16 protein-coding genes are annotated in these 20005 nt (G+C 55.8%); 12 read left to right on the top strand and 4 right to left on the bottom strand.

Features of this window, described 5'->3' with window-relative positions:
* Positions 1-29: 29 nt before the first annotated feature.
* Genes fruB through fruA form a run of 3 tightly spaced genes read left to right on the top strand, consistent with a single transcriptional unit; the run spans position 30 to position 3800 of the window.
* Positions 30-1160 (top strand): fused PTS fructose transporter subunit IIA/HPr protein, encoded by a 1131-nt coding sequence (gene fruB / locus ACNQ0T_RS06885; RefSeq protein ID WP_045308656.1) that lies wholly within the window; start codon positions 30-32, stop codon positions 1158-1160.
* Positions 1160-2098 carry a 1-phosphofructokinase gene (gene fruK, locus ACNQ0T_RS06880; protein WP_006811313.1) on the top strand — a complete coding sequence of 313 codons (939 nt, stop codon included), beginning with the start codon at positions 1160-1162 and terminating at the stop codon, positions 2096-2098. Before fruB ends, fruK begins: the two co-directional genes overlap by 1 nt.
* A gap of 16 nt (positions 2099-2114) precedes the next feature.
* Positions 2115-3800 carry a PTS fructose transporter subunit IIBC gene (gene fruA, locus ACNQ0T_RS06875; protein WP_022648704.1) on the top strand — a complete coding sequence of 562 codons (1686 nt, stop codon included), beginning with the start codon at positions 2115-2117 and terminating at the stop codon, positions 3798-3800.
* A gap of 74 nt (positions 3801-3874) precedes the next feature.
* On the opposite strand, the gene nfo is transcribed toward fruA, so the two are convergent.
* The gene (gene nfo, locus ACNQ0T_RS06870) at positions 3875-4732 is read right to left on the bottom strand and encodes a deoxyribonuclease IV (RefSeq protein WP_023300589.1); all 858 of its coding nucleotides are present in this window, start codon (positions 4730-4732) and stop codon (positions 3875-3877) included.
* Between the two features lie 64 nt (positions 4733-4796).
* Complete coding sequence (locus ACNQ0T_RS06865; protein ID WP_023306611.1) at positions 4797-5843, bottom strand: YeiH family protein; 1047 nt, start codon at positions 5841-5843, stop codon at positions 4797-4799.
* Positions 5844-5940: 97 nt separating this feature from the next.
* Here ACNQ0T_RS06865 and yieE point away from each other — a divergent pair, with 97 nt between their 5' ends.
* A complete protein-coding gene (yieE, locus tag ACNQ0T_RS06860) occupies positions 5941-6807 on the top strand; it encodes a DNA-binding transcriptional regulator YeiE (RefSeq protein WP_017383387.1) in 867 nt (288 codons plus the stop codon).
* A gap of 180 nt (positions 6808-6987) precedes the next feature.
* Positions 6988-8457 (top strand): amino acid permease, encoded by a 1470-nt coding sequence (locus ACNQ0T_RS06855; RefSeq protein ID WP_022648700.1) that lies wholly within the window; start codon positions 6988-6990, stop codon positions 8455-8457.
* 54 nt (positions 8458-8511) lie between these two features.
* On the opposite strand, the gene ACNQ0T_RS06850 is transcribed toward ACNQ0T_RS06855, so the two are convergent.
* Positions 8512-10497 (bottom strand): ligand-gated channel protein, encoded by a 1986-nt coding sequence (locus ACNQ0T_RS06850; RefSeq protein WP_023306610.1) that lies wholly within the window; start codon positions 10495-10497, stop codon positions 8512-8514.
* Positions 10498-10758: 261 nt separating this feature from the next.
* Positions 10759-11586 carry an S-formylglutathione hydrolase gene (gene fghA / locus ACNQ0T_RS06845; RefSeq protein ID WP_038416422.1) on the bottom strand — a complete coding sequence of 276 codons (828 nt, stop codon included), beginning with the start codon at positions 11584-11586 and terminating at the stop codon, positions 10759-10761.
* Between the two features lie 137 nt (positions 11587-11723).
* On the opposite strand from fghA, the gene ACNQ0T_RS06840 reads away from it, so the two are divergent.
* From ACNQ0T_RS06840 to mglC, 7 genes are all read left to right on the top strand, one after another.
* Positions 11724-12872, top strand: coding sequence for a YbfB/YjiJ family MFS transporter (locus tag ACNQ0T_RS06840; protein WP_063841547.1), 1149 nt, complete (start codon positions 11724-11726; stop codon positions 12870-12872).
* 102 nt (positions 12873-12974) lie between these two features.
* Entirely contained in the window at positions 12975-13643 is a 669-nt protein-coding gene (gene folE / locus ACNQ0T_RS06835; RefSeq protein WP_017383384.1) for a GTP cyclohydrolase I FolE, read from the top strand.
* Positions 13644-13661: 18 nt separating this feature from the next.
* Entirely contained in the window at positions 13662-14819 is a 1158-nt protein-coding gene (yeiB, locus tag ACNQ0T_RS06830; RefSeq protein WP_193131844.1) for a DUF418 domain-containing protein YeiB, read from the top strand.
* A 155-nt stretch (positions 14820-14974) separates the two neighbouring features.
* Positions 14975-15997 (top strand): HTH-type transcriptional regulator GalS, encoded by a 1023-nt coding sequence (gene galS / locus ACNQ0T_RS06825; RefSeq protein ID WP_199008823.1) that lies wholly within the window; start codon positions 14975-14977, stop codon positions 15995-15997.
* A gap of 295 nt (positions 15998-16292) precedes the next feature.
* On the top strand, positions 16293-17291 hold the full coding sequence (gene mglB, locus ACNQ0T_RS06820; protein ID WP_022648695.1) for a galactose/glucose ABC transporter substrate-binding protein MglB: 999 nt from the start codon (positions 16293-16295) through the stop codon (positions 17289-17291).
* Between the two features lie 79 nt (positions 17292-17370).
* Positions 17371-18891, top strand: a complete 1521-nt coding sequence (gene mglA / locus ACNQ0T_RS06815) for a galactose/methyl galactoside ABC transporter ATP-binding protein MglA (protein WP_003859320.1) — start codon at positions 17371-17373, stop codon at positions 18889-18891.
* A gap of 15 nt (positions 18892-18906) precedes the next feature.
* Complete coding sequence (gene mglC / locus ACNQ0T_RS06810; RefSeq protein WP_022648694.1) at positions 18907-19917, top strand: galactose/methyl galactoside ABC transporter permease MglC; 1011 nt, start codon at positions 18907-18909, stop codon at positions 19915-19917.
* The last annotated feature ends 88 nt before the right edge of the window (positions 19918-20005 follow it).

The following is a 20005-nucleotide window of genomic DNA, read 5'->3' as shown; positions in this document are numbered from 1 at the left end:
CGATTCAATTTCAGCAGGAGAGGAGAATCATGTTCCAGTTATCTGTTCAGGATATCCACCCGGGCGAACAGGCCGGGAATAAAGAAGAGGCTATTCGCCAGGTCGCCGCTGCGCTCGTGCAGGCTGGCAACGTGGCGGACGGCTACGTCAACGGCATGCTGGCGCGTGAACAGCAGACCTCCACCTTCCTCGGTAACGGTATTGCAATTCCGCACGGCACCACGGACACCCGCGATCAGGTGCTGAAAACCGGCGTGCAGGTTTACCAGTTCCCGCAGGGCGTGCTCTGGGGCGAGGGGCAGGTGGCTTACGTGGCGATCGGTATCGCGGCCAGCGGTGACGAACACCTGGGCCTGCTGCGTCAGCTGACGCACGTGCTGAGCGATGATGCCGTCGCGGAACAGCTTAAATCCGCCACCACTGCTGAAGAGCTGCGTGCCCTGCTGATGGGCGAAAAACAGAGCGAAGCGCTGAAGCTGGATAATGAAACCCTGATGCTGGACGTCGTTGCGTCCGATCTGGTGACGCTCCAGGCGCTGAACGCGGCTCGCCTGAAAGAGGTGGGGGCGGCTGATACCGCCTTTGTGACCCGCACCATCAATGATAAGCCTTTAAACCTGGGTCAGGGCATCTGGCTGAACGACAGTGCTGAAGGCAACCTGCGCAGTGCTATCGCGGTCAGCCGTGCTGCGGTTGCCTTTGAGACAGACGGCGAACGCGCCGCGATGCTGGTAACCGTTGCCATGGCTGACGATCAGCCGGTATCCGTCCTGAAGCGCCTTGGCGATCTGCTGCTGAACAATAAAGCTGAAAAATTGCTGAACGCAGACGCGGCGACGGTGCTGGCCCTGCTGACCAGCGACGATGCGCTGACGGACAACCTGCTGAGCGCGGAGTACGTGGTGCGTAACGAACACGGCCTGCATGCCCGTCCGGGCACCATGCTGGTGAATACCATTAAACAATTTGAAAGTGAGATCACCGTGACCAATCTGGACGGTTCGGGTAAACCAGCCAACGGGCGCAGCCTGATGAAAGTTGTCGCGCTGGGTGTGAAGAAAGGCCATCGTCTGCGTTTTACCGCGCAGGGTGCTGATGCTGAACAGGCGCTAAAAGCGATTGGCGACGCCATCGCGGCCGGTCTGGGGGAGGGCGCATAATGAGCAGACGTGTTGCGACCATTACGCTGAACCCGGCTTACGATCTGGTGGGCTTCTGCCCGGAAATTGAGCGTGGCGAAGTTAACCTGGTGCGAACCACCGGCCTGCATGCCGCAGGGAAAGGGATTAACGTGGCGAAGGTGCTGAAAGATCTCGGCATCGACGTCACCGTTGGCGGCTTCCTTGGCAAAGACAACCAGGACGGTTTTCAGCAGTTGTTCAGTGAACTGGGCATCGCCAACCGTTTTCAGGTTGTGCAGGGCCGTACCCGTATTAACGTTAAGCTGACCGAGAAAGACGGTGAAGTAACCGATCTGAACTTCTCCGGCTTCGAAGTGACCCCGGCTGACTGGGAGCGCTTCGTTGCCGATTCCCTGAGCTGGCTGGGCCAGTTTGACATGGTGTGCGTCAGCGGCAGCCTGCCGTCCGGCGTCAGCCCGGAAGCGTTCACCGACTGGATGACGCGCCTGCGCAGCCAGTGCCCGTGCATTATTTTTGACAGCAGCCGCGACGCGCTGGTCGCCGGTCTGAAAGCCTCGCCATGGCTGGTTAAGCCTAACCGCCGTGAACTGGAAATCTGGGCGGGCCGTAAGCTGCCAGAATTAAAGGATGTGATTGACGCTGCCCATGCGCTGCGCGAGCAGGGTATCGCTCATGTGGTGATTTCGCTGGGTGCAGAAGGTGCCCTGTGGGTTAACGCCTCCGGGGAATGGATTGCCAAACCGCCTTCTATGGAAGTGGTCAGCACCGTGGGTGCCGGGGATTCGATGGTTGGCGGCCTGATCTACGGTCTGCTGATGCGCGAATCCAGTGAACATACCCTACGCCTTGCTACCGCCGTTGCGGCCCTGGCCGTGAGCCAGAGCAATGTCGGTATTACCGATCGTACCCAGTTAGCCGCGATGATGGCGCGCGTTGACTTAAAACCTTTTAACTAACAGCAGGAGAGGAATAATGAAAACGCTGCTGATCATTGACTCCGGTCTCGGACAGGCTCGCGCCTATATGGCGAAGACCCTGCTGGGCGCGGCGGCACAAAAAGCGCATCTGGATATCATTGATAACCCGGGTGATGCTGAAATGGCGATTGTTCTGGGTGACAAAATCCCCGCGGACAGCGCCCTGAACGGCAAAAAAGTGTGGCTGGGCGATATTAACCGCGCGGTGGCACACCCTGAACTGTTTCTGAGCGAAGCAAAAGGTCATGCGACGGTTTACAGCGCACCCGTTGAGGCCGCGCCGGTCGCAACCGCTGGGCCGAAACGCATTGTTGCGGTAACGGCTTGCCCGACAGGTGTGGCTCACACCTTTATGGCGGCTGAAGCCATTGAAACCGAAGCGAAAAAACGCGGCTGGTGGGTGAAGGTTGAAACTCGCGGCTCTGTTGGCGCGGGTAATGCCATCACACCGGAAGAGGTGGCCGAAGCCGATCTGGTGATCGTGGCGGCCGATATCGAAGTGGATCTGGCGAAGTTTGCCGGTAAGCCGATGTACCGCACCTCAACCGGCCTGGCGCTGAAGAAAACTGCGCAGGAGTTTGATAAAGCGCTGGCGGAAGCCAAACCTTATCAGGCGACCGGTGCGGCTAAGACGCCTGGCGAAGGTAAGAAAGAGTCTGCGGGTGCCTATCGTCACCTGTTAACCGGGGTTTCCTACATGCTGCCGATGGTGGTGGCGGGCGGCCTGTGTATTGCGCTCTCCTTTGCCTTTGGTATCGAAGCCTTTAAAGAGCAGGGCACGCTGGCGGCAGCGTTGATGCAGATTGGCGGCGGCTCCGCGTTTGCGCTGATGGTGCCGGTGCTGGCGGGCTTTATCGCCTTCTCCATTGCTGACCGTCCGGGTCTGACGCCGGGTCTTATCGGCGGTATGCTGGCCGTGAGCACTGGTTCTGGCTTCATCGGCGGTATCATCGCCGGTTTCCTTGCCGGTTACGTGGCGAAGCTCATCAGCTCTAAGCTGAAGCTGCCGCAGAGTATGGAGGCGCTGAAACCTATCCTGATCATCCCGCTGATTTCCAGCCTGGTGGTCGGTCTGGCGATGATTTACCTGATTGGTAAGCCGGTCGCGGGCATTCTGGAAGGTCTGACCCACTGGCTGCAAACCATGGGGACGGCGAACGCGGTGCTGTTGGGCGCAATCCTCGGCGGTATGATGTGTACCGACATGGGCGGTCCGGTAAACAAAGCGGCATACGCGTTCGGCGTTGGCCTGCTGAGTACCCAGACCTACGCGCCGATGGCGGCGATCATGGCGGCAGGTATGGTGCCTCCGCTGGCACTTGGCCTGGCGACAATCATTGCCCGTCGTAAGTTCGATAAAGCGCAGCAGGAAGGCGGCAAAGCGGCGCTGGTGCTGGGTCTGTGCTTCATTACCGAAGGCGCAATCCCGTTTGCGGCGCGCGATCCAATGCGTGTTCTGCCATGCTGTATCGTCGGCGGTGCGGTAACGGGAGCTATCTCCATGGCGGTAGGTGCGAAACTGATGGCACCGCACGGCGGTCTGTTCGTCCTGCTGATCCCTGGCGCCATCACGCCGGTGCTGGGCTACCTGCTGGCGATTGTTGCCGGTACGCTGGTGGCGGGTCTGTCTTACGCGGTGCTGAAGCGTCCGGAAGCGGAAGTGGTCGCAAAAGCAGCCTAAAAGAGGTGTCGGGTGGCGGCTTCGCCTTACCCGACCTACAAAAAAGCCGGGTCGCGTTAAGCGCCCGGCTTTTTTTATGCCGCCTGTTCAGCGGTCTGCTGTGCCTTCAGCCAGGCAATCTCTTCTGCCCAGATATCCGGATTGATGGTTTCCAGCACCATTGGAATGCCGTCGAAGCGGGGATCCTGCATGATAAAGCGGAACGCATCGTGGCCGATATTACCTTCGCCCAGGCTGTGGTGACGGTCTACGCGGCTGCCGAACGCGCTTTTCGCATCGTTTAAGTGCATACCGCGAAGATACTTAAAGCCAACAATACGCTCGAACTCCTCGAAGGTATTTTTTGTGGCCTCGGTTGTGCGCAGATCATACCCGGCGGCAAACGCGTGGCAGGTATCTATGCACACGCCCACGCGGGATTTGTCTTCCACGCCGTCGATGATCGCCGCCAGATGCTCAAACTTAAAGCCGAGGTTGCTGCCCTGACCGGCGGTATTCTCAATCACCGCCGTCACGCCCTGGGTTTTATCCAGCGTCATGTTGATGGACTCGGCGATGCGCGCCAGACAGGCGTCTTCGTCGATTTGCATCAGATGGCTACCGGGATGGAAGTTCAGCAGCGTCAGCCCCAGCTGTTCACAGCGCTGAACCTCATCCAGGAATGCTTCGCGGGATTTTTCCAGCGCCTCAGCAACCGGGTGGCCGAGGTTAATCAGGTAGCTGTCGTGCGGGAGGATCTGCCCAGGCCCATAGCGGTATTTCTCGCAGGCGGCTTTGAAGTCATCAATCACTTCCGCGGTGAGGGGAGCTGCGCGCCACTGGCGCTGGTTTTTGGTGAACAGGGCGAAAGCGGTCGCCTCGATTTCGGCGGCGCGAATGGCGGCATTCGCAAGGCCACCGGCAGCGCTGACGTGCGCTCCAACATATTTCATAAAAAGACTCCTGTTAACCCGAAATGCCTATGATAGCGGGTTAACAGGAGAAGGACGAGATGGTTTATGCCAACAGGCTGTGTACCGCAAGGTTAATCGCACCGCCGCCAACAATCAGCCAGATGAACAGCACCAGCGCCATCAGCAGCGGTTTCGCCCCGGCTTTTTTCAGCGCGCTGACGTGCGTGGTGACGCCCAGCGCCGCCATCGCCATCGCCAGCAGGACCGTATCCAGCGTGACCAGCATATCCACCATCACTTTTGGCAGCAGGTGGAAAGAGTTGAAGATAGCGACCACGATGAACAGGATCGCAAACCACGGAATGGTGATTTTGCTTTTCTCGCTGCCGCCTGCAGGAGCCAGCTGTTTAACCCGCGCCGCGAGGAAAATCAGGAACGGGGCCAGCATCATCACGCGCAGCATTTTGGCAATGACCGCCGCGTTTTCCGCTTCCGGGTTAATGGCGTGACCTGCCGCCACCACCTGCGCCACTTCGTGCATGGTTGAGCCGATATAAATGCCGTAGGTTTCCGGGCTAAACCAGTGCGCCACCAGCGGATACATGGCTGGATACAGGAAGATCGCCAGCGTACCGAAGATAACTACCGTCGCGACGGCAACCGTGACTTTACTGGCTTCGGCTTTGACTACCGGCTCTGTTGCCAGTACAGCCGCTGCGCCGCAGATGCTGCTACCCGCACCGATCAGCCAGCTGGTCTGTTTGTCCAGTCCAAAGATCTTCTGGCCGATAAAGCACGCCAGTAAAAAGGTGCTCGAAAGGGTCAGGACGTCGATGGCAATCCCGCTGACACCCACATCCGCAATCTGCGAAAAGGTGAGACGGAAGCCATAAAGGATGATCCCGAGACGTAATAAATGCTGCTTGGCGAAAATCACGCCGCCGTCGCAGGATTTCCAGATATGCGGGTAAACGGTGTTCCCGACCACCATGCCGAGCAGAATGGCCAGCGTCAGGGCGCTGAACCCTGCACCGGCAACAGCCGGTATACTGCCACCCCATAAGGCCACGCCGGTAACCACGGCGCTGAGCGCGAGACCCGGCACGAAGTGCCACACTGTACGATGATGTTGTAAGGTGATTTCTGACATAACCTTCTCCTTTGTCTGGCTAAAGGTTACGGCGCTCTGGCTTAAAAATAAAATTGATTATATATTTATAATCAATCTTTATAAGTGGTAAGCAACCATGCACATTACATTGCGTCAGCTGGAAGTTTTTGCCGAGGTGCTGAAAAGCGGCTCGACAACCCAGGCGTCACAAATGCTGGCGCTCTCGCAGTCCGCCGTTAGCGCGGCCTTGACCGATCTTGAAGGGCAACTGGGCGTCCAGCTTTTCGACAGGGTAGGAAAGCGACTGGTGGTGAACGAACATGGCCGCCTGCTGTATCCGCGTGCCCTGGCCTTACTTGAGCAGGCAACGGAGATCGAACAGCTGTTCCGCGAGGACAACGGCGCTATTCGCGTCTACGCCAGCAGCACGATCGGTAACTACATCCTGCCGGAAGTGATCGCCCGCTACCGCCGGGATTTTCCGACCCTGCCGCTGGAGATGAGCGTCGGCAACAGCCAGGACGTGATTAACGCGGTGATTGATTTCCGCGTGGACATCGGTCTTATCGAAGGGCCGTGCCACAACGTCGATATCATTGCGGAGCCCTGGCTTGAGGATGAGCTGGTGGTGTTTGCTTCCCCGGCCTCTTCTTTACTACAGGGCGAGGTTACGCTGGAGCGTCTGGCGCAGGCGCAGTGGATCCTGCGAGAGCAGGGCTCCGGCACGCGTGAGATTGTCGATTATCTACTGCTGTCCCATCTGCCGCAGTTCCAGCTAGGGATGGAGTTAGGTAACTCCGAGGCCATTAAGCATGCCGTACGTCATGGCCTGGGCATTAGCTGTCTTTCCCGACGGGTGATCGCCGAACAGCTGGAAACCGGCTCTCTGGTTGAGATCCCCGTTCCGCTGCCGAAGCTGGTGCGCACGCTGTGGTGCATCCACCATCGTCAGAAACACCTTTCCAGCTCGCTCCAGCGTTTTCTGCGCTACTGCGCTATTTAACGTTTCCCGGTGGCGCTTCGCTTACCGGGGCCAGGTGCGCTTATCACTCCACATTTTTATGCTTTACTTATAATCCTGGCCGAGTCATGAAGCTCTCTTATAACTGAGCATTTCTGCCGGAAGCAACGCAGATCGTCTGCTACAATCGCGCCTCATTTATTGAATGGACAGCATTTTCACATGGTTTCAGAAACTAAAACCACAGAAGCGCCCGCGCTACGTCGCGCACTTAAGGCGCGTCACCTGACGATGATCGCCATTGGCGGCTCCATCGGTACGGGTCTTTTCGTTGCCTCTGGCGCAACAATTTCGGCAGCCGGCCCGGGTGGGGCATTATTCTCTTATATCCTGATTGGCCTGATGGTCTACTTCCTGATGACCAGCCTGGGCGAACTGGCGGCATACATGCCGGTGTCTGGTTCGTTTTCGACCTACGGACAAAAATACGTTGAGGAAGGCTTCGGCTTCGCGCTGGGCTGGAACTACTGGTACAACTGGGCGGTGACCATCGCCGTTGACCTCGTCGCGGCACAGCTGGTGATGACCTGGTGGTTCCCGGACACGCCAGGCTGGATCTGGAGCGCCCTGTTCCTGGCGGTCATCTTCCTGCTGAACTACATCTCCGTGCGCGGTTTCGGCGAAGCGGAATACTGGTTCTCTTTGATTAAAGTGGCAACCGTCATCATCTTTATCGTCGTCGGTGTGGCGATGATCGTTGGTATTTTCAAAGGGGCCGAACCGGCGGGCTGGAGTAACTGGACAATAGGCGATGCGCCGTTTGCCGGAGGCTTCTCGGCGATGATTGGCGTGGCGATGATTGTCGGCTTCTCCTTCCAGGGCACCGAACTGATTGGCATTGCGGCCGGTGAATCCGAAAACCCGGAGAAGACCATCCCGCGCGCGGTGCGTCAGGTGTTCTGGCGTATCCTGCTGTTCTATGTGTTCGCGATCCTGATTATCAGCCTGATCATTCCGTATACCGACCCAAGCCTGCTGCGTAACGATGTGAAAGACATCAGCGTCAGCCCGTTCACCCTGGTCTTCCAGCACGCGGGTCTGCTCTCTGCGGCGGCGGTGATGAACGCGGTGATCCTGACGGCGGTACTGTCTGCGGGTAACTCCGGGATGTACGCCTCTACCCGCATGCTCTACACCCTGGCCTGCGACGGTAAAGCGCCGCGTATTTTCTCGAAACTGTCTCGCGGTGGCGTGCCGCGCAACGCGCTGTATGCGACCACGGTGATTGCGGGTCTCTGTTTCCTGACCTCCATGTTCGGCAACCAGACGGTCTACCTGTGGCTGCTTAACACCTCTGGTATGACGGGCTTCATTGCCTGGCTGGGCATTGCCATCAGCCACTACCGTTTCCGTCGCGGGTACGTCAAGCAGGGTCATGATCTGAATAACCTGCCGTACCGGTCAGGGTTCTTCCCGCTGGGGCCGATCTTCGCCTTCGTTCTGTGCCTGATCATTACCCTGGGCCAGAACTATGAGGCCTTCCTTGCGGACACCATTGACTGGGGCGCCGTCACGGCCACCTATATTGGCATTCCGTTGTTCCTGATCATCTGGTTTGGCTACAAACTGACGAAAGGAACGCGCTTCGTTCGCTACAGTGAAATGGATTTCCCGGAACGATTTAAACAATAACCGCACTTCCTCTCTTTTAGCCCGCTCAATCGAGCGGGCTTTTTTATGGGCAGATCAGAAGCTGTAGGTCATGCCAACGGTATAGCGACGGCCATCCAGCACGGTGTCATACGTATCGTAGTCAATCTGCTTATCGAGCACGTTATACACACCGGCAGTAACCAGCAGGTTTTTGTTGGCGTTGTAGCGCATACCGACATCAACCTGAGTGTAGGACGGTGTACCCTGTGACATTGACGTGCGGCTCAGATACTCAGACGTTTTACCGCGCAGGTTCAGACGGCTCCAGAAGCCGACGTCGGGCGTCGCCTGCCAGTCCAGGGTGGTGTTGAACATGTGTTTTGGCATTTTGTTCAGTGGCTTGCCGGAGAACTGGCCGCTCTTCTGCTCGGATTCCGTATAGGTGTAGTTTGCAGTCCAGTTCACATCGCGCGTGATTTTCCAGCCGAAGGAGGACTCCACACCGCGCATATTGGCTTTGTCCACGTTGACGCGATCGCTGACGAAATCATAGCTATGATCGCCAATCGTACAGGCGGGATCGGCGCTGCTGTTACAGCGGCGAACTTCCGTAATTTTATCCTTGAAGTCGGTATTAAACAGCGTCACACCGGCATTAAGGTTATCGTTGTTATCCCAGAGCAGGGCGAGCTCTTCGCTCAGGCTCTTCTCGGGTTTCAGATCCGGGTTGCCGACGATGATACCGTCAAGACGGCCGCCACCTGTCACCTGGCCCCAGCTGGCAGACGACTGACGCAGATCCGGCGCACGATAGCCAGCAGAAACCCCGCCTTTCAACGTCCACTGATCGGCCAGGTGCCATACGCCGTAACCGCGCGGCGTCCAGTTCGTCCCGTAGTTTTGGTCTTTATCCATACGCAGGCCGCCGGTCAACGTAAAGCTTTCCGTCATTGACCATTCATCTTCGGCAAACAGGGCCCAGCTCCAGCGCGTCAGTTTGTTCAGGCCGTCAGCAGCTTCCAGCTGATTACCGTTGTCGCGCAGTTTCTCATAGCGGTACTGTCCGCCGAGGGTCAACGTATGATCGCCGAGGAAGATCTGGTTCTGGTTGTTAAAGGTGGTGTTGTAGGAACGCATTTTGCGACCTGGATTATTGGTCTCTTCCTGCTGGATATAGCTGGTGGTATTGAAGTCGTCGTAATAACCACTGTGGGTTAACGAGTAGGTCGTGTGCTCATAGCGCGAGTCGCTTTTGGTATTTGGCGTACAGGTTGTTCCCCGGCAGGTTTCAGCCGCTTTCGACATCCCCGGGGTGCTGTTTCTGTCCTGAAGCTCGCGAGCAAAGTCGAGGTCGAAGTCATTCTTCTCGTCCGGCGTGAAGTTCAGCGTAATGCCACCGTTACGCATTTTCTGCTCGTTATAGCCGTTCACGATTTTATCTTCTGCGCGGCGTGACAACAGCCCCGTCACTTTTGCACCCAGCAGCCCGTCAATCAGGGGACCAGAGGCGTAGGCGTTGGTCTGGAAGATATCGCCGGAGTCATGATTTTCCTGGAAGGTGGCGTCGCCATGCAACGAACCGGTCCAGGCTTTGGTGTTCGAGACTTTTTTGGTAATGACGTTAATGACGCCACCCATAGCATCGGAGCCGTAAAGCGAGGACATCGGGCCGCGGATGACCTCGATGCGCTCAATGGACTCCAGCGGCGGCAGCCAGCCTTGTTCAATACCCGAGTTGTCGCTGTTTGGGCGGGTGCTTCGCGTACTGACGCGTTTGCCGTTCACCAGGAACAGGGTGTACTGAGAGGCCATGCCGCGAATACTGATATCACTGCTACTTCCACCGCCGGTGACGACGACGCCCGGGACATCTCTCAGGGCATCGGTAACATCACGGTAGGCTTTATCTTCAATCTGCTGTTTTGAAATCACAGAGATGGAGGCGGGGGCATTCTGGATCTTTTGTTCAAAACCCGTCGCGGTAACGACAACGGTATCCTGATCGGCTGCGTGAACGAAGGGGGAACATGTGGCAGCGCCAATGGCGACGGCCAGGAGCTTAATGCGTGGTATTGTCATTTGTACATTCCGTATAAAAATGAAAAAAACTCCATCGGGATAACCCTGAGAACTGTATGTTTTTGTCTTGTAAGAACTCTTTGAGATGGAGAAGAGCCTGGAATTGTACAAAAGAATGTAGAATTGTAAACACAAATGATAATTGAAATCATTTGTGTTTGAGTGAGGGCGACGGAAAACAGGCTGGATTCAAGCGGATAGGATTATGTAAATGAGGGGAAAGGCCCGACAGGCGAGAGGCTATCGGGCAAACAGCTGTATTTACGCGAACAAATGTGTCGCATGGAAGCGAAGATGATCTTCAATAAAGGACGCCATAAAGTAATAGCTGTGATCGTATCCCGGCTGTATGCGCAGCGTCAGCGGCCAGTCCTTCTGGCGCGCGGCTTCCGCCAGCACCGCAGGCTGTAACTGCCCGGCGAGGAACTGATCGGCATCACCCTGATCCACCAGCATCGGGATAGCGTCTTCTGGCTGGCTTGCCAGCAACAGCGCACAGCTGTCCCATTCCTGCCATTTCTCTGCATCCTCACCCAGATAGTGCGTGAAGGCTTTTTGCCCCCACGGCACCTGCGTTGGGTTCACAATCGGCGCAAATGCGGACACGCTGGTGTATTTCCCCGGATTTTTCAGCGCCATTATCAGCGCCCCGTGGCCACCCATCGAATGTCCGCTTATCGCGCAGCGCTCGCTGACCGCGAACTGAGAGTGCACCAGGGCAGGCAGTTCATCGCGAATGTAGTCATACATGCGGTAATGGCTCGCCCAGGGTTGTTCCGTGGCGTTGAGATAGAACCCGGCGCCTTTACCCAAATCGTATCCGGCATCGTCGGCCACGTCATCGCCACGCGGGCTGGTATCTGGCATCACCAGCGCAATGCCCAGTTCGGCGGCAATACGCTGGGCGCCCGCTTTGGTGGTGAAATTTTCGTCGTTGCAGGTCAGGCCTGAAAGCCAGTACAACACCGGTGGATTGTCCGCAGGGGGCAGGAAAATGCTGAACGTCATAGCACAGTTCAGCGTGGTGGAGTCGTGCCGCCAGCGCTGCTGTCGACCTTCAAAACAACGATGCTCTTCGAGCAGTTCCATGCAGGGCTCCTTATCCGAAAGACTATTCATAAAACGCATAATACAGAGTTTTCATTGACCTGTGAGCAACTTTCACTTTCGCAGGACGGCGAGATGTTGCATCATAAATTTACTTTTCTTTAACAATTGGAGCGATCATGGCGCTGCGTATCGCGCTCAGCGGATTTGTGGTTCTGGTCGTGGCGATGGGGATAGGGCGCTTCGCCTTCACGCCTCAGGTGCCGCTGATGATTGCCGCCGGGCAACTCACGCTTACCAGCGCGGGGCTGGTGGCGGCAATGAACTACCTGGGCTATCTGGTGGGGGCATGGGATGCTATGCGCGCTCATCGCTTCGTTGAAACGCGTCTCTGGCTTGGCATCACTGGCGCGGTGGCGCTGACGTTGCTCTCTGCGGCGGCAGATAATGCTGTCGTTCACGGTCTGCTGCGCTTTGTGATCGGCTGCATGAGCGGCTGGTCGATGGTGCTGATTGCCGCCTGGACCAACGAGCGGCTGGGGCAGCTGGGCAAGCCGGGGCTTAGTGCAGCCGTCTTTGCCGGACCCGGGGCCGGCATCGCCCTGAGTGGCCTGCTGGCGGTCTATATTCAGGCGAAATCCTTGTCCGCCGGGGCGGCATGGCAAATCTACGGCGTACTGGCGTTGGTGCTGATTGCGCTGGTGGCGCGCTACCTGCCGCGCGCGGGCCAGCTTCATCGCCCCGGTACCGCGCCTGAGCCGCTGTTGTTGACCGCGGATCTCAGGCGTCTGGTCTGGAGCTACAGCCTGGCAGGGTTCGGCTATATCCTCCCTGCGACCTTCCTGTCGCAAATGGCGGCGGTGCGTTTCCCGGGCAGCCTGTTTGCCCAGTTTGTCTGGCCAATATTTGGCGCCGCCTCGGTGGTGGGGATTGCGCTCAGTATTGCCCTGCGGCATACATCAAGCGCTAACCGCAGGCTGGCGATTGTTCTCTGGTTACAGGGGATTGGCGTGCTGGCGGCCTGGCTGCTGCCGGGCATTGGCGGCTTGCTAACGGGTGGGCTGCTGGTGGGCGGCGGGTTCCTCTGCGCCGTGCAGCTCTCTCTGCTGTACGGTCGCGAGCTGGCGCCAGATCATACGCGTTATATGGCGGGACTGCTCACCACCGGGTATGCCATTGGTCAGCTGATTGGTCCGGTCACGTCGGCACTCTCGACCTGGCTCACGCACCGGCTGGAACCTGCGCTGGGGCTGGCGGGGATCGCGCTGTTCGCTGGCGGAGCGTTAGTCTGGAACCGTCAGGCTGAAAGGCAACAGCAATTGCAATAATTATCGACGTGAATACTGGATTATGTGCGTCGCCTCACGCACAATGAGCGCACACTTTTGCCACAACGAGGGCAAAAGACGCCACACCTGCAGGAGAAAAGAATGTCATCACTCAGTAAAGAAGCAGCCCTTGTCCATGAAGCGCTGGTTGCGCGCGGTCTTGAAACGCCACTGCGCCCGCCCGTGCAGGAGCTGGACAATGTTACCCGCAAGAGTCTGATCGCCGGCCATATGACGGAGATCATGCAACTGCTGAATCTCGATCTGAGCGACGACAGCCTGATGGAGACGCCACACCGCATTGCGAAAATGTACGTCGACGAAATTTTCTCCGGCCTGGATTACGCGAACTTCCCGAAAATCACCGTCATTGAAAACAAGATGAAGGTCGATGAGATGGTGACGGTACGCGATATCACGCTGACCAGCACCTGCGAGCATCACTTTGTGACCATCGATGGTAAAGCGACGGTGGCCTATATTCCAAAAGATACGGTCATTGGCCTGTCCAAGATCAACCGCATCGTGCAGTTCTTTGCCCAGCGTCCTCAGGTGCAGGAGCGTCTGACGCAGCAGATCCTGACCGCACTGCAAACCCTGTTGGGGACTAACAACGTGGCGGTGTCTATCGACGCGGTTCACTACTGCGTGAAAGCGCGTGGCGTGCGTGATGCAACCAGCGCGACTACCACCACCTCGCTGGGCGGCCTGTTCAAATCGAGCCAGAACACCCGCCAGGAGTTTCTGCGCGCCGTGCGCCACCACAACTAATCAGACAGGGCAGGGACCATGGAGCGAAACGTCACGCTCGATTTTGTTCGCGGCGTCGCCATTCTCGGTATCCTGCTGCTGAATATCAGCGCCTTCGGTCTGCCGAAGGCCGCCTATCTGAACCCTGCATGGTATGGCGACATCACGCGCAGCGACGCCTGGACGTGGGCAATCCTTGATCTCTTCGCACAGGTTAAATTTCTGACCCTCTTTGCGCTTCTGTTTGGCGCGGGACTTCAGCTTCTCCTCAAACGCGGTACGCGCTGGATCCAGTCGCGTTTAACGCTGCTGGTTATCCTCGGTTTTATTCACGGGCTGCTTTTCTGGGACGGCGATATTCTGCTCGCGTATGGTCTGGTGGGCCTGATTTGCTGGCGGCTGATCCGCGACGCGCCCGGTGTAAAAAGCCTCTTTAACACTGGCGTGATGCTCTATGTCATGGGACTGACCGTGTTATTGCTGCTTGGCATGATCGCTGATGCTTCCACCAGTCGTTCGTGGATCCCGGATGCGGCCAATCTGCAATATGAGCAGTTCTGGAAGCTGAAAGGCGGCATAGAAGCGATCGGCAACCGGGCCGATATGCTCGGCGATAACCTGCTGGCGCTGGGGGCGCAATACGGCTGGCAGCTGGCGGGGATGATGCTGATGGGCGCAGCCCTGATGCGCACTGGCTGGCTGAAAGGAGAATTTAGCCTGCGACACTATCGTCTCACAGGCGCTGGCCTGGTACTGCTCGGCGTGATGATTAACCTTCCGGCGGTGATCGTACAGTGGCATCTTCAGTGGGATTATCGCTGGTGCGCCTTCCTGTTGCAGGTGCCGCGCGAACTGAGCGCGCCGTTCCAGACCATTGGCTATGCGGCGCTGATCTATGGCTTCTGGCCCCGGCTTTCTCGCCTGTGGATCGTCAGTGCGGTGGCCTGCGTTGGACGGATGGCGTTAAGCAATTACATCCTGCAAACGCTGATATGCACCACGCTTTTCTACCGATTCGGCCTGTTTATGAAATTCGACCGCCTGACGCTGCTGACGTTTGTTATTCCGGTCTGGATTGTTAACGTGGTGTTTTCAGTTATCTGGCTGCGTTTTTTCCGCCAGGGCCCGCTGGAGTGGGTATGGCGACGGTTAACCGCCCTTGCGTCGGGCGTGTCATTGCGTAATACATCCAGATAACGATCTGGATCACAATCATTAACAAAATGGATGTAAGCGTTTTCATCTGTGTGAGCTTCTTCACGTAGTCTCTTCTCTCTCGCTGCCAGAATAGCCACCTTGCTAAACACAGGGGGTGTCTGTGAGTTGCTGCAATCCTTTTAAGGGTGGTGAATATGATCACCATTCGTGACGTCGCCCGCCAGGCGGGTGTTTCTGTTGCTACTGTCTCCCGCGTGCTGAACAACAGTGCGCTGGTCAGCCCTGAAACGCGTGAAACCGTAATGAAAGCCGTGACCCAGCTGGGGTACCGGCCAAACGCCAATGCTCAGGCGCTGGCGACGCAGGTCAGCGATACCATTGGCGTCGTGGTGATGGACGTGTCGGACGCCTTCTTCGGCGCGCTGGTCAAAGCGGTGGATGTCGTTGCCCAGCAGCACCAGAAATATGTGCTGATTGGCAACAGCTATCACGAGGCTGAAAAAGAGCGTTATGCCATTGAGGTACTGATCCGCCAGCGCTGTAACGCCCTGATTGTGCACTCAAAAGCCCTGAGCGATGAAGAGCTGGCCGGGTTTATGGAGCAGATCCCCGGTATGGTGCTGATCAACCGTATCGTCCCCGGTTATGCGCACCGCTGTGTCGGTCTGGATAACATCAGCGGCGCGATGATGGCGACGCGGATGCTCATCAGCAACGGCCATCAGCGCATTGGTTATCTGGCTTCCAGCCACGGTATTGAAGACGACATGATGCGCCGTGAGGGCTGGCAAAACGCCCTGAAAGAACATGGCATTGCGCCGCTGGAGAGCTGGGTAGGTACCAGTTCGCCGGACATGCAGGGCGGTGAAGCGGCAATGGTGGAACTGCTGGGGCGTAATCTTCAGCTGACGGCCGTGTTTGCCTATAACGACAGCATGGCGGCAGGTGCGCTTACCGCGCTGAAAGATAATGGCATTGCGGTGCCGCAGCATTTATCGCTGATCGGTTTTGATGATATCCCGATTGCCCGTTACACCGATCCGCAGCTGACAACGGTGCGTTACCCTATTGCGTCGATGGCGAAACTGGCGACAGAGCTGGCGTTACAGGGGGCGGCAGGACTGTTAGATCCTGACGCAACGCATTGTTTTATGCCGACTTTAGTACGCCGCCATTCGGTCGCTATCCGACAAACTGTGGCTCCGATCACTAACTGATAACATCACGTGATGTAACCGTTTTCAATCTGTGAGTAAATTCACAGTATCTTAACAAGCCGCTGTCTATGATGTCAGCGTTTTAGGGGCTGAAACACAATGTAACGGTGATTATTCACTTTTACCGTTACCAGAATGCCTCAAACAACGAATAAAACGCATTTCTGGAGCGTTACCGAACACGGAAGCTGGACATTTTATAAGTGAACTTCGGCGATCAGTAACGTTTTATTAACATCTGCCCGCCGACCGTTTTTCACAAGAACTACCCTGCATAAAAAAAACCGGAGATACCATGAATAAGAAGGTGTTGACTCTGTCTGCTGTCATGGCAAGCATGCTTTTTGGCGCAGCAGCACACGCAGCGGATACCCGTATTGGCGTGACTATCTATAAATACGACGACAACTTCATGTCCGTTGTGCGTAAAGCAATTGAAAAAGATGCTAAATCAGCGCCAGACGTGCAGCTGCTGATGAATGACTCCCAGAATGACCAGTCTAAACAGAACGATCAGATTGACGTTCTTCTGGCAAAAGGCGTGAAAGCGCTGGCTATTAACCTGGTTGACCCGGCTGCGGCAGGTACGGTGATCGAGAAAGCACGCGGCCAGAACGTGCCGATTGTCTTCTTCAACAAAGAGCCTTCCCGTAAAGCGCTGGACAGCTACGATAAAGCGTATTACGTGGGTACTGACTCCAAAGAGTCCGGGATTATCCAGGGCGATCTGATTGCGAAACACTGGGCGGCGAACCCAAACTGGGATATGAACAAAGATGGTCAGATTCAGTTCGTTCTGCTGAAAGGCGAACCGGGCCATCCGGATGCTGAAGCACGTACCACCTACGTTATTAAAGAGCTGAACGACAAGGGCCTGAAAACCCAGCAGCTGGCGTTAGACACCGCAATGTGGGACACCGCTCAGGCGAAAGATAAGATGGATGCGTGGCTCTCTGGCCCGAACGCCAACAAAATTGAAGTGGTCATCGCCAACAACGATGCAATGGCAATGGGTGCAGTTGAAGCGCTGAAAGCACACAACAAATCCGCCATTCCTGTATTCGGTGTGGATGCCCTTCCAGAAGCGCTGGCGCTGGTGAAATCTGGCGCAATGGCCGGTACCGTGCTGAACGATGCTAACAACCAGGCGAAAGCCACCTTCGATCTGGCGAAAAACCTCGCTGATGGTAAAGGCGCTGCTGACGGCACCAGCTGGAAAATTGAAAACAAAATCGTTCGCGTTCCTTACGTGGGCGTAGACCAGTCCAACCTGGCTGAGTTTATCGGTAAATAAGTTATCTGAATTGTCTTCACTGGGCGCAATTCGTTGCGCCCTTTTATAACGCGATATGCGAGGCCAACAAGGTATAATTATGGTCAGCACAACTACTCAGTCGTCCGGTGAATACTTGTTGGAAATGACCGGTGTTAACAAGTCATTCCCCGGTGTTAAGGCGCTCGATAATGTTAATTTAAAAGTTCGTCCTCACTCTATTCATGCGTTAATGGGTGAAAACGGTGCGGGTAAATCAACATTATTAAAATGCCTTTTTGGGATCTATCAAAAAGATTCTGGCAGCATTCTTTTTCAGGGAAAAGAGATCGACTTCCATTCAGCGAAAGAAGCGCTGGAGAACGGTATCTCGATGGTACACCAAGAATTAAACCTGGTTCTGCAACGTTCAGTTATGGATAATATGTGGTTGGGCCGCTATCCAACCAAAGGTGTCTTTGTCGATCAGGATAAAATGTATCGCGACACCAAAGCCATTTTCGATGAGCTGGATATTGATATTGACCCGCGCGCACGCGTCGGGACATTATCCGTTTCCCAGATGCAGATGATCGAAATTGCCAAAGCGTTCTCCTATGATGCGAAAATCGTGATCATGGATGAACCGACATCGTCATTGACGGAAAAAGAGGTTAACCACCTTTTTACCATCATCCGTAAGCTGAAAGATCGCGGCTGCGGCATTGTCTATATCTCACATAAAATGGAAGAGATCTTCCAGCTGTGCGATGAAATTACCATCCTGCGCGATGGCCAGTGGATTGCCACCCAGCCGCTGGAAGGGCTGGACATGGACAAGATCATCGCCATGATGGTTGGCCGTTCATTGAACCAGCGCTTCCCGGATAAAGAAAACAAGCCGGGCGAAGTGATTCTGGAGGTGCGTAACCTGACCTCACTGCGTCAGCCGTCCATCCGCGATGTCTCTTTCGATTTGCACAAGGGCGAGATCCTTGGTATCGCAGGGCTGGTGGGCGCTAAGCGCACCGATATCGTGGAAACCCTGTTTGGTATCCGTGAGAAAGCCGAAGGCACCATTACCCTGCACGGTAAGAAAATCAACAACCATAATGCCAACGAAGCCATTAATAATGGTTTTGCGCTGGTGACGGAAGAGCGGCGTTCCACCGGTATTTACGCTTATCTTGATATTAACTTTAACTCGTTAATTTCTAATATTCGCAATTACAAAAACAAGGTCGGGTTGCTGGATAATTCCCGCATGAAGAGCGATACCCAATGGGTGATTGACTCCATGCGCGTGAAAACGCCGGGCCACCGCACGCAAATTGGCTCACTCTCGGGAGGGAACCAGCAGAAAGTCATTATTGGTCGCTGGCTGTTAACCCAGCCTGAAATACTGATGCTGGATGAACCTACGCGCGGTATCGACGTGGGTGCAAAATTCGAGATTTACCAGCTGATCGCAGAGCTGGCGAAAAAAGATAAAGGGATCATTATTATTTCTTCCGAAATGCCGGAATTGTTAGGGATCACAGACCGTATTCTGGTTATGAGCAATGGTCTCGTTGCCGGTATTGTTGAAACCAAAACGACAACGCAAAACGAAATTTTGCGTCTTGCGTCTTTGCACCTTTAAGATCAGGGGCTCCTCATGAGTGCGTTAAATAAAAAAAGTTTTCTCACTTATCTGAAAGAAGGCGGTATTTACGTTGTTCTTTTAGTCTTGCTGGCGATAATTATTTTCCAGGACCCAACGTTCTTAAGTCTGCTGAACTTAAGTAATATTCTGACCCAGTCTTCCGTACGTATTATCATCGCGTTGGGCGTGGCTGGGCTCATCGTTACCCAGGGGACAGACCTTTCGGCAGGGCGCCAGGTGGGTCTGGCGGCGGTTATTGCGGCAACCCTGTTGCAGTCGATGGAAAACGCCAACAAGGTGTTCCCGGAGATGGCGACCATGCCGATTTTCGTGGTGATCCTGATCGTATGCGCCATCGGCGCGGTAATTGGCCTGATTAACGGCATCATCATTGCTTACCTGAACGTGACGCCATTCATCACCACGCTTGGCACGATGATCATCGTTTATGGTATCAACTCCCTGTACTACGATTTCGTCGGCGCGTCTCCAATCTCTGGCTTCGAAAGCGGCTTCTCGACCTTCACGCAGGGGTTTGTTGCGCTGGGCAGCTTCCGTCTCTCCTATATCACCTTCTATGCGCTGATTGCGGTGGCGTTCGTCTGGATCCTGTGGAACAAAACCCGCTTCGGTAAAAACATCTTTGCTATCGGTGGTAACCCGGAAGCGGCGAAAGTCTCCGGCGTCAACGTGGCTCTGAACCTGCTGATGATTTATGCCCTGTCCGGTGTGTTCTACGCCTTCGGCGGGATGCTGGAAGCAGGCCGTATCGGCTCTGCCACCAACAACCTCGGTTTTATGTACGAGCTGGATGCGATTGCGGCCTGCGTGGTCGGCGGCGTCTCCTTCAGCGGCGGCGTGGGTACCGTGCTGGGCGTGGTGACCGGTGTAATCATCTTCACCGTGATCAACTACGGCCTGACCTACATCGGCGTGAACCCGTACTGGCAGTACATCATCAAGGGCGCGATCATTATCTTCGCGGTTGCCCTGGATTCACTGAAGTACGCGCGTAAGAAATAAGTTCTTCAGAATGGAAAGGCCCGCTCACGTAGCGGGCCTTTTTTTGCCCGGTGGCGCGACGCTTACCGGGCCTACAAAATCGCGATCG

It is taken from the genome of Enterobacter cloacae complex sp.6700776, assembly GCF_048284255.1.
GTDB lineage: Bacteria > Pseudomonadota > Gammaproteobacteria > Enterobacterales > Enterobacteriaceae > Enterobacter > Enterobacter intestinihominis.
This window is presented reverse-complemented; position numbering and strand designations above follow the sequence as displayed.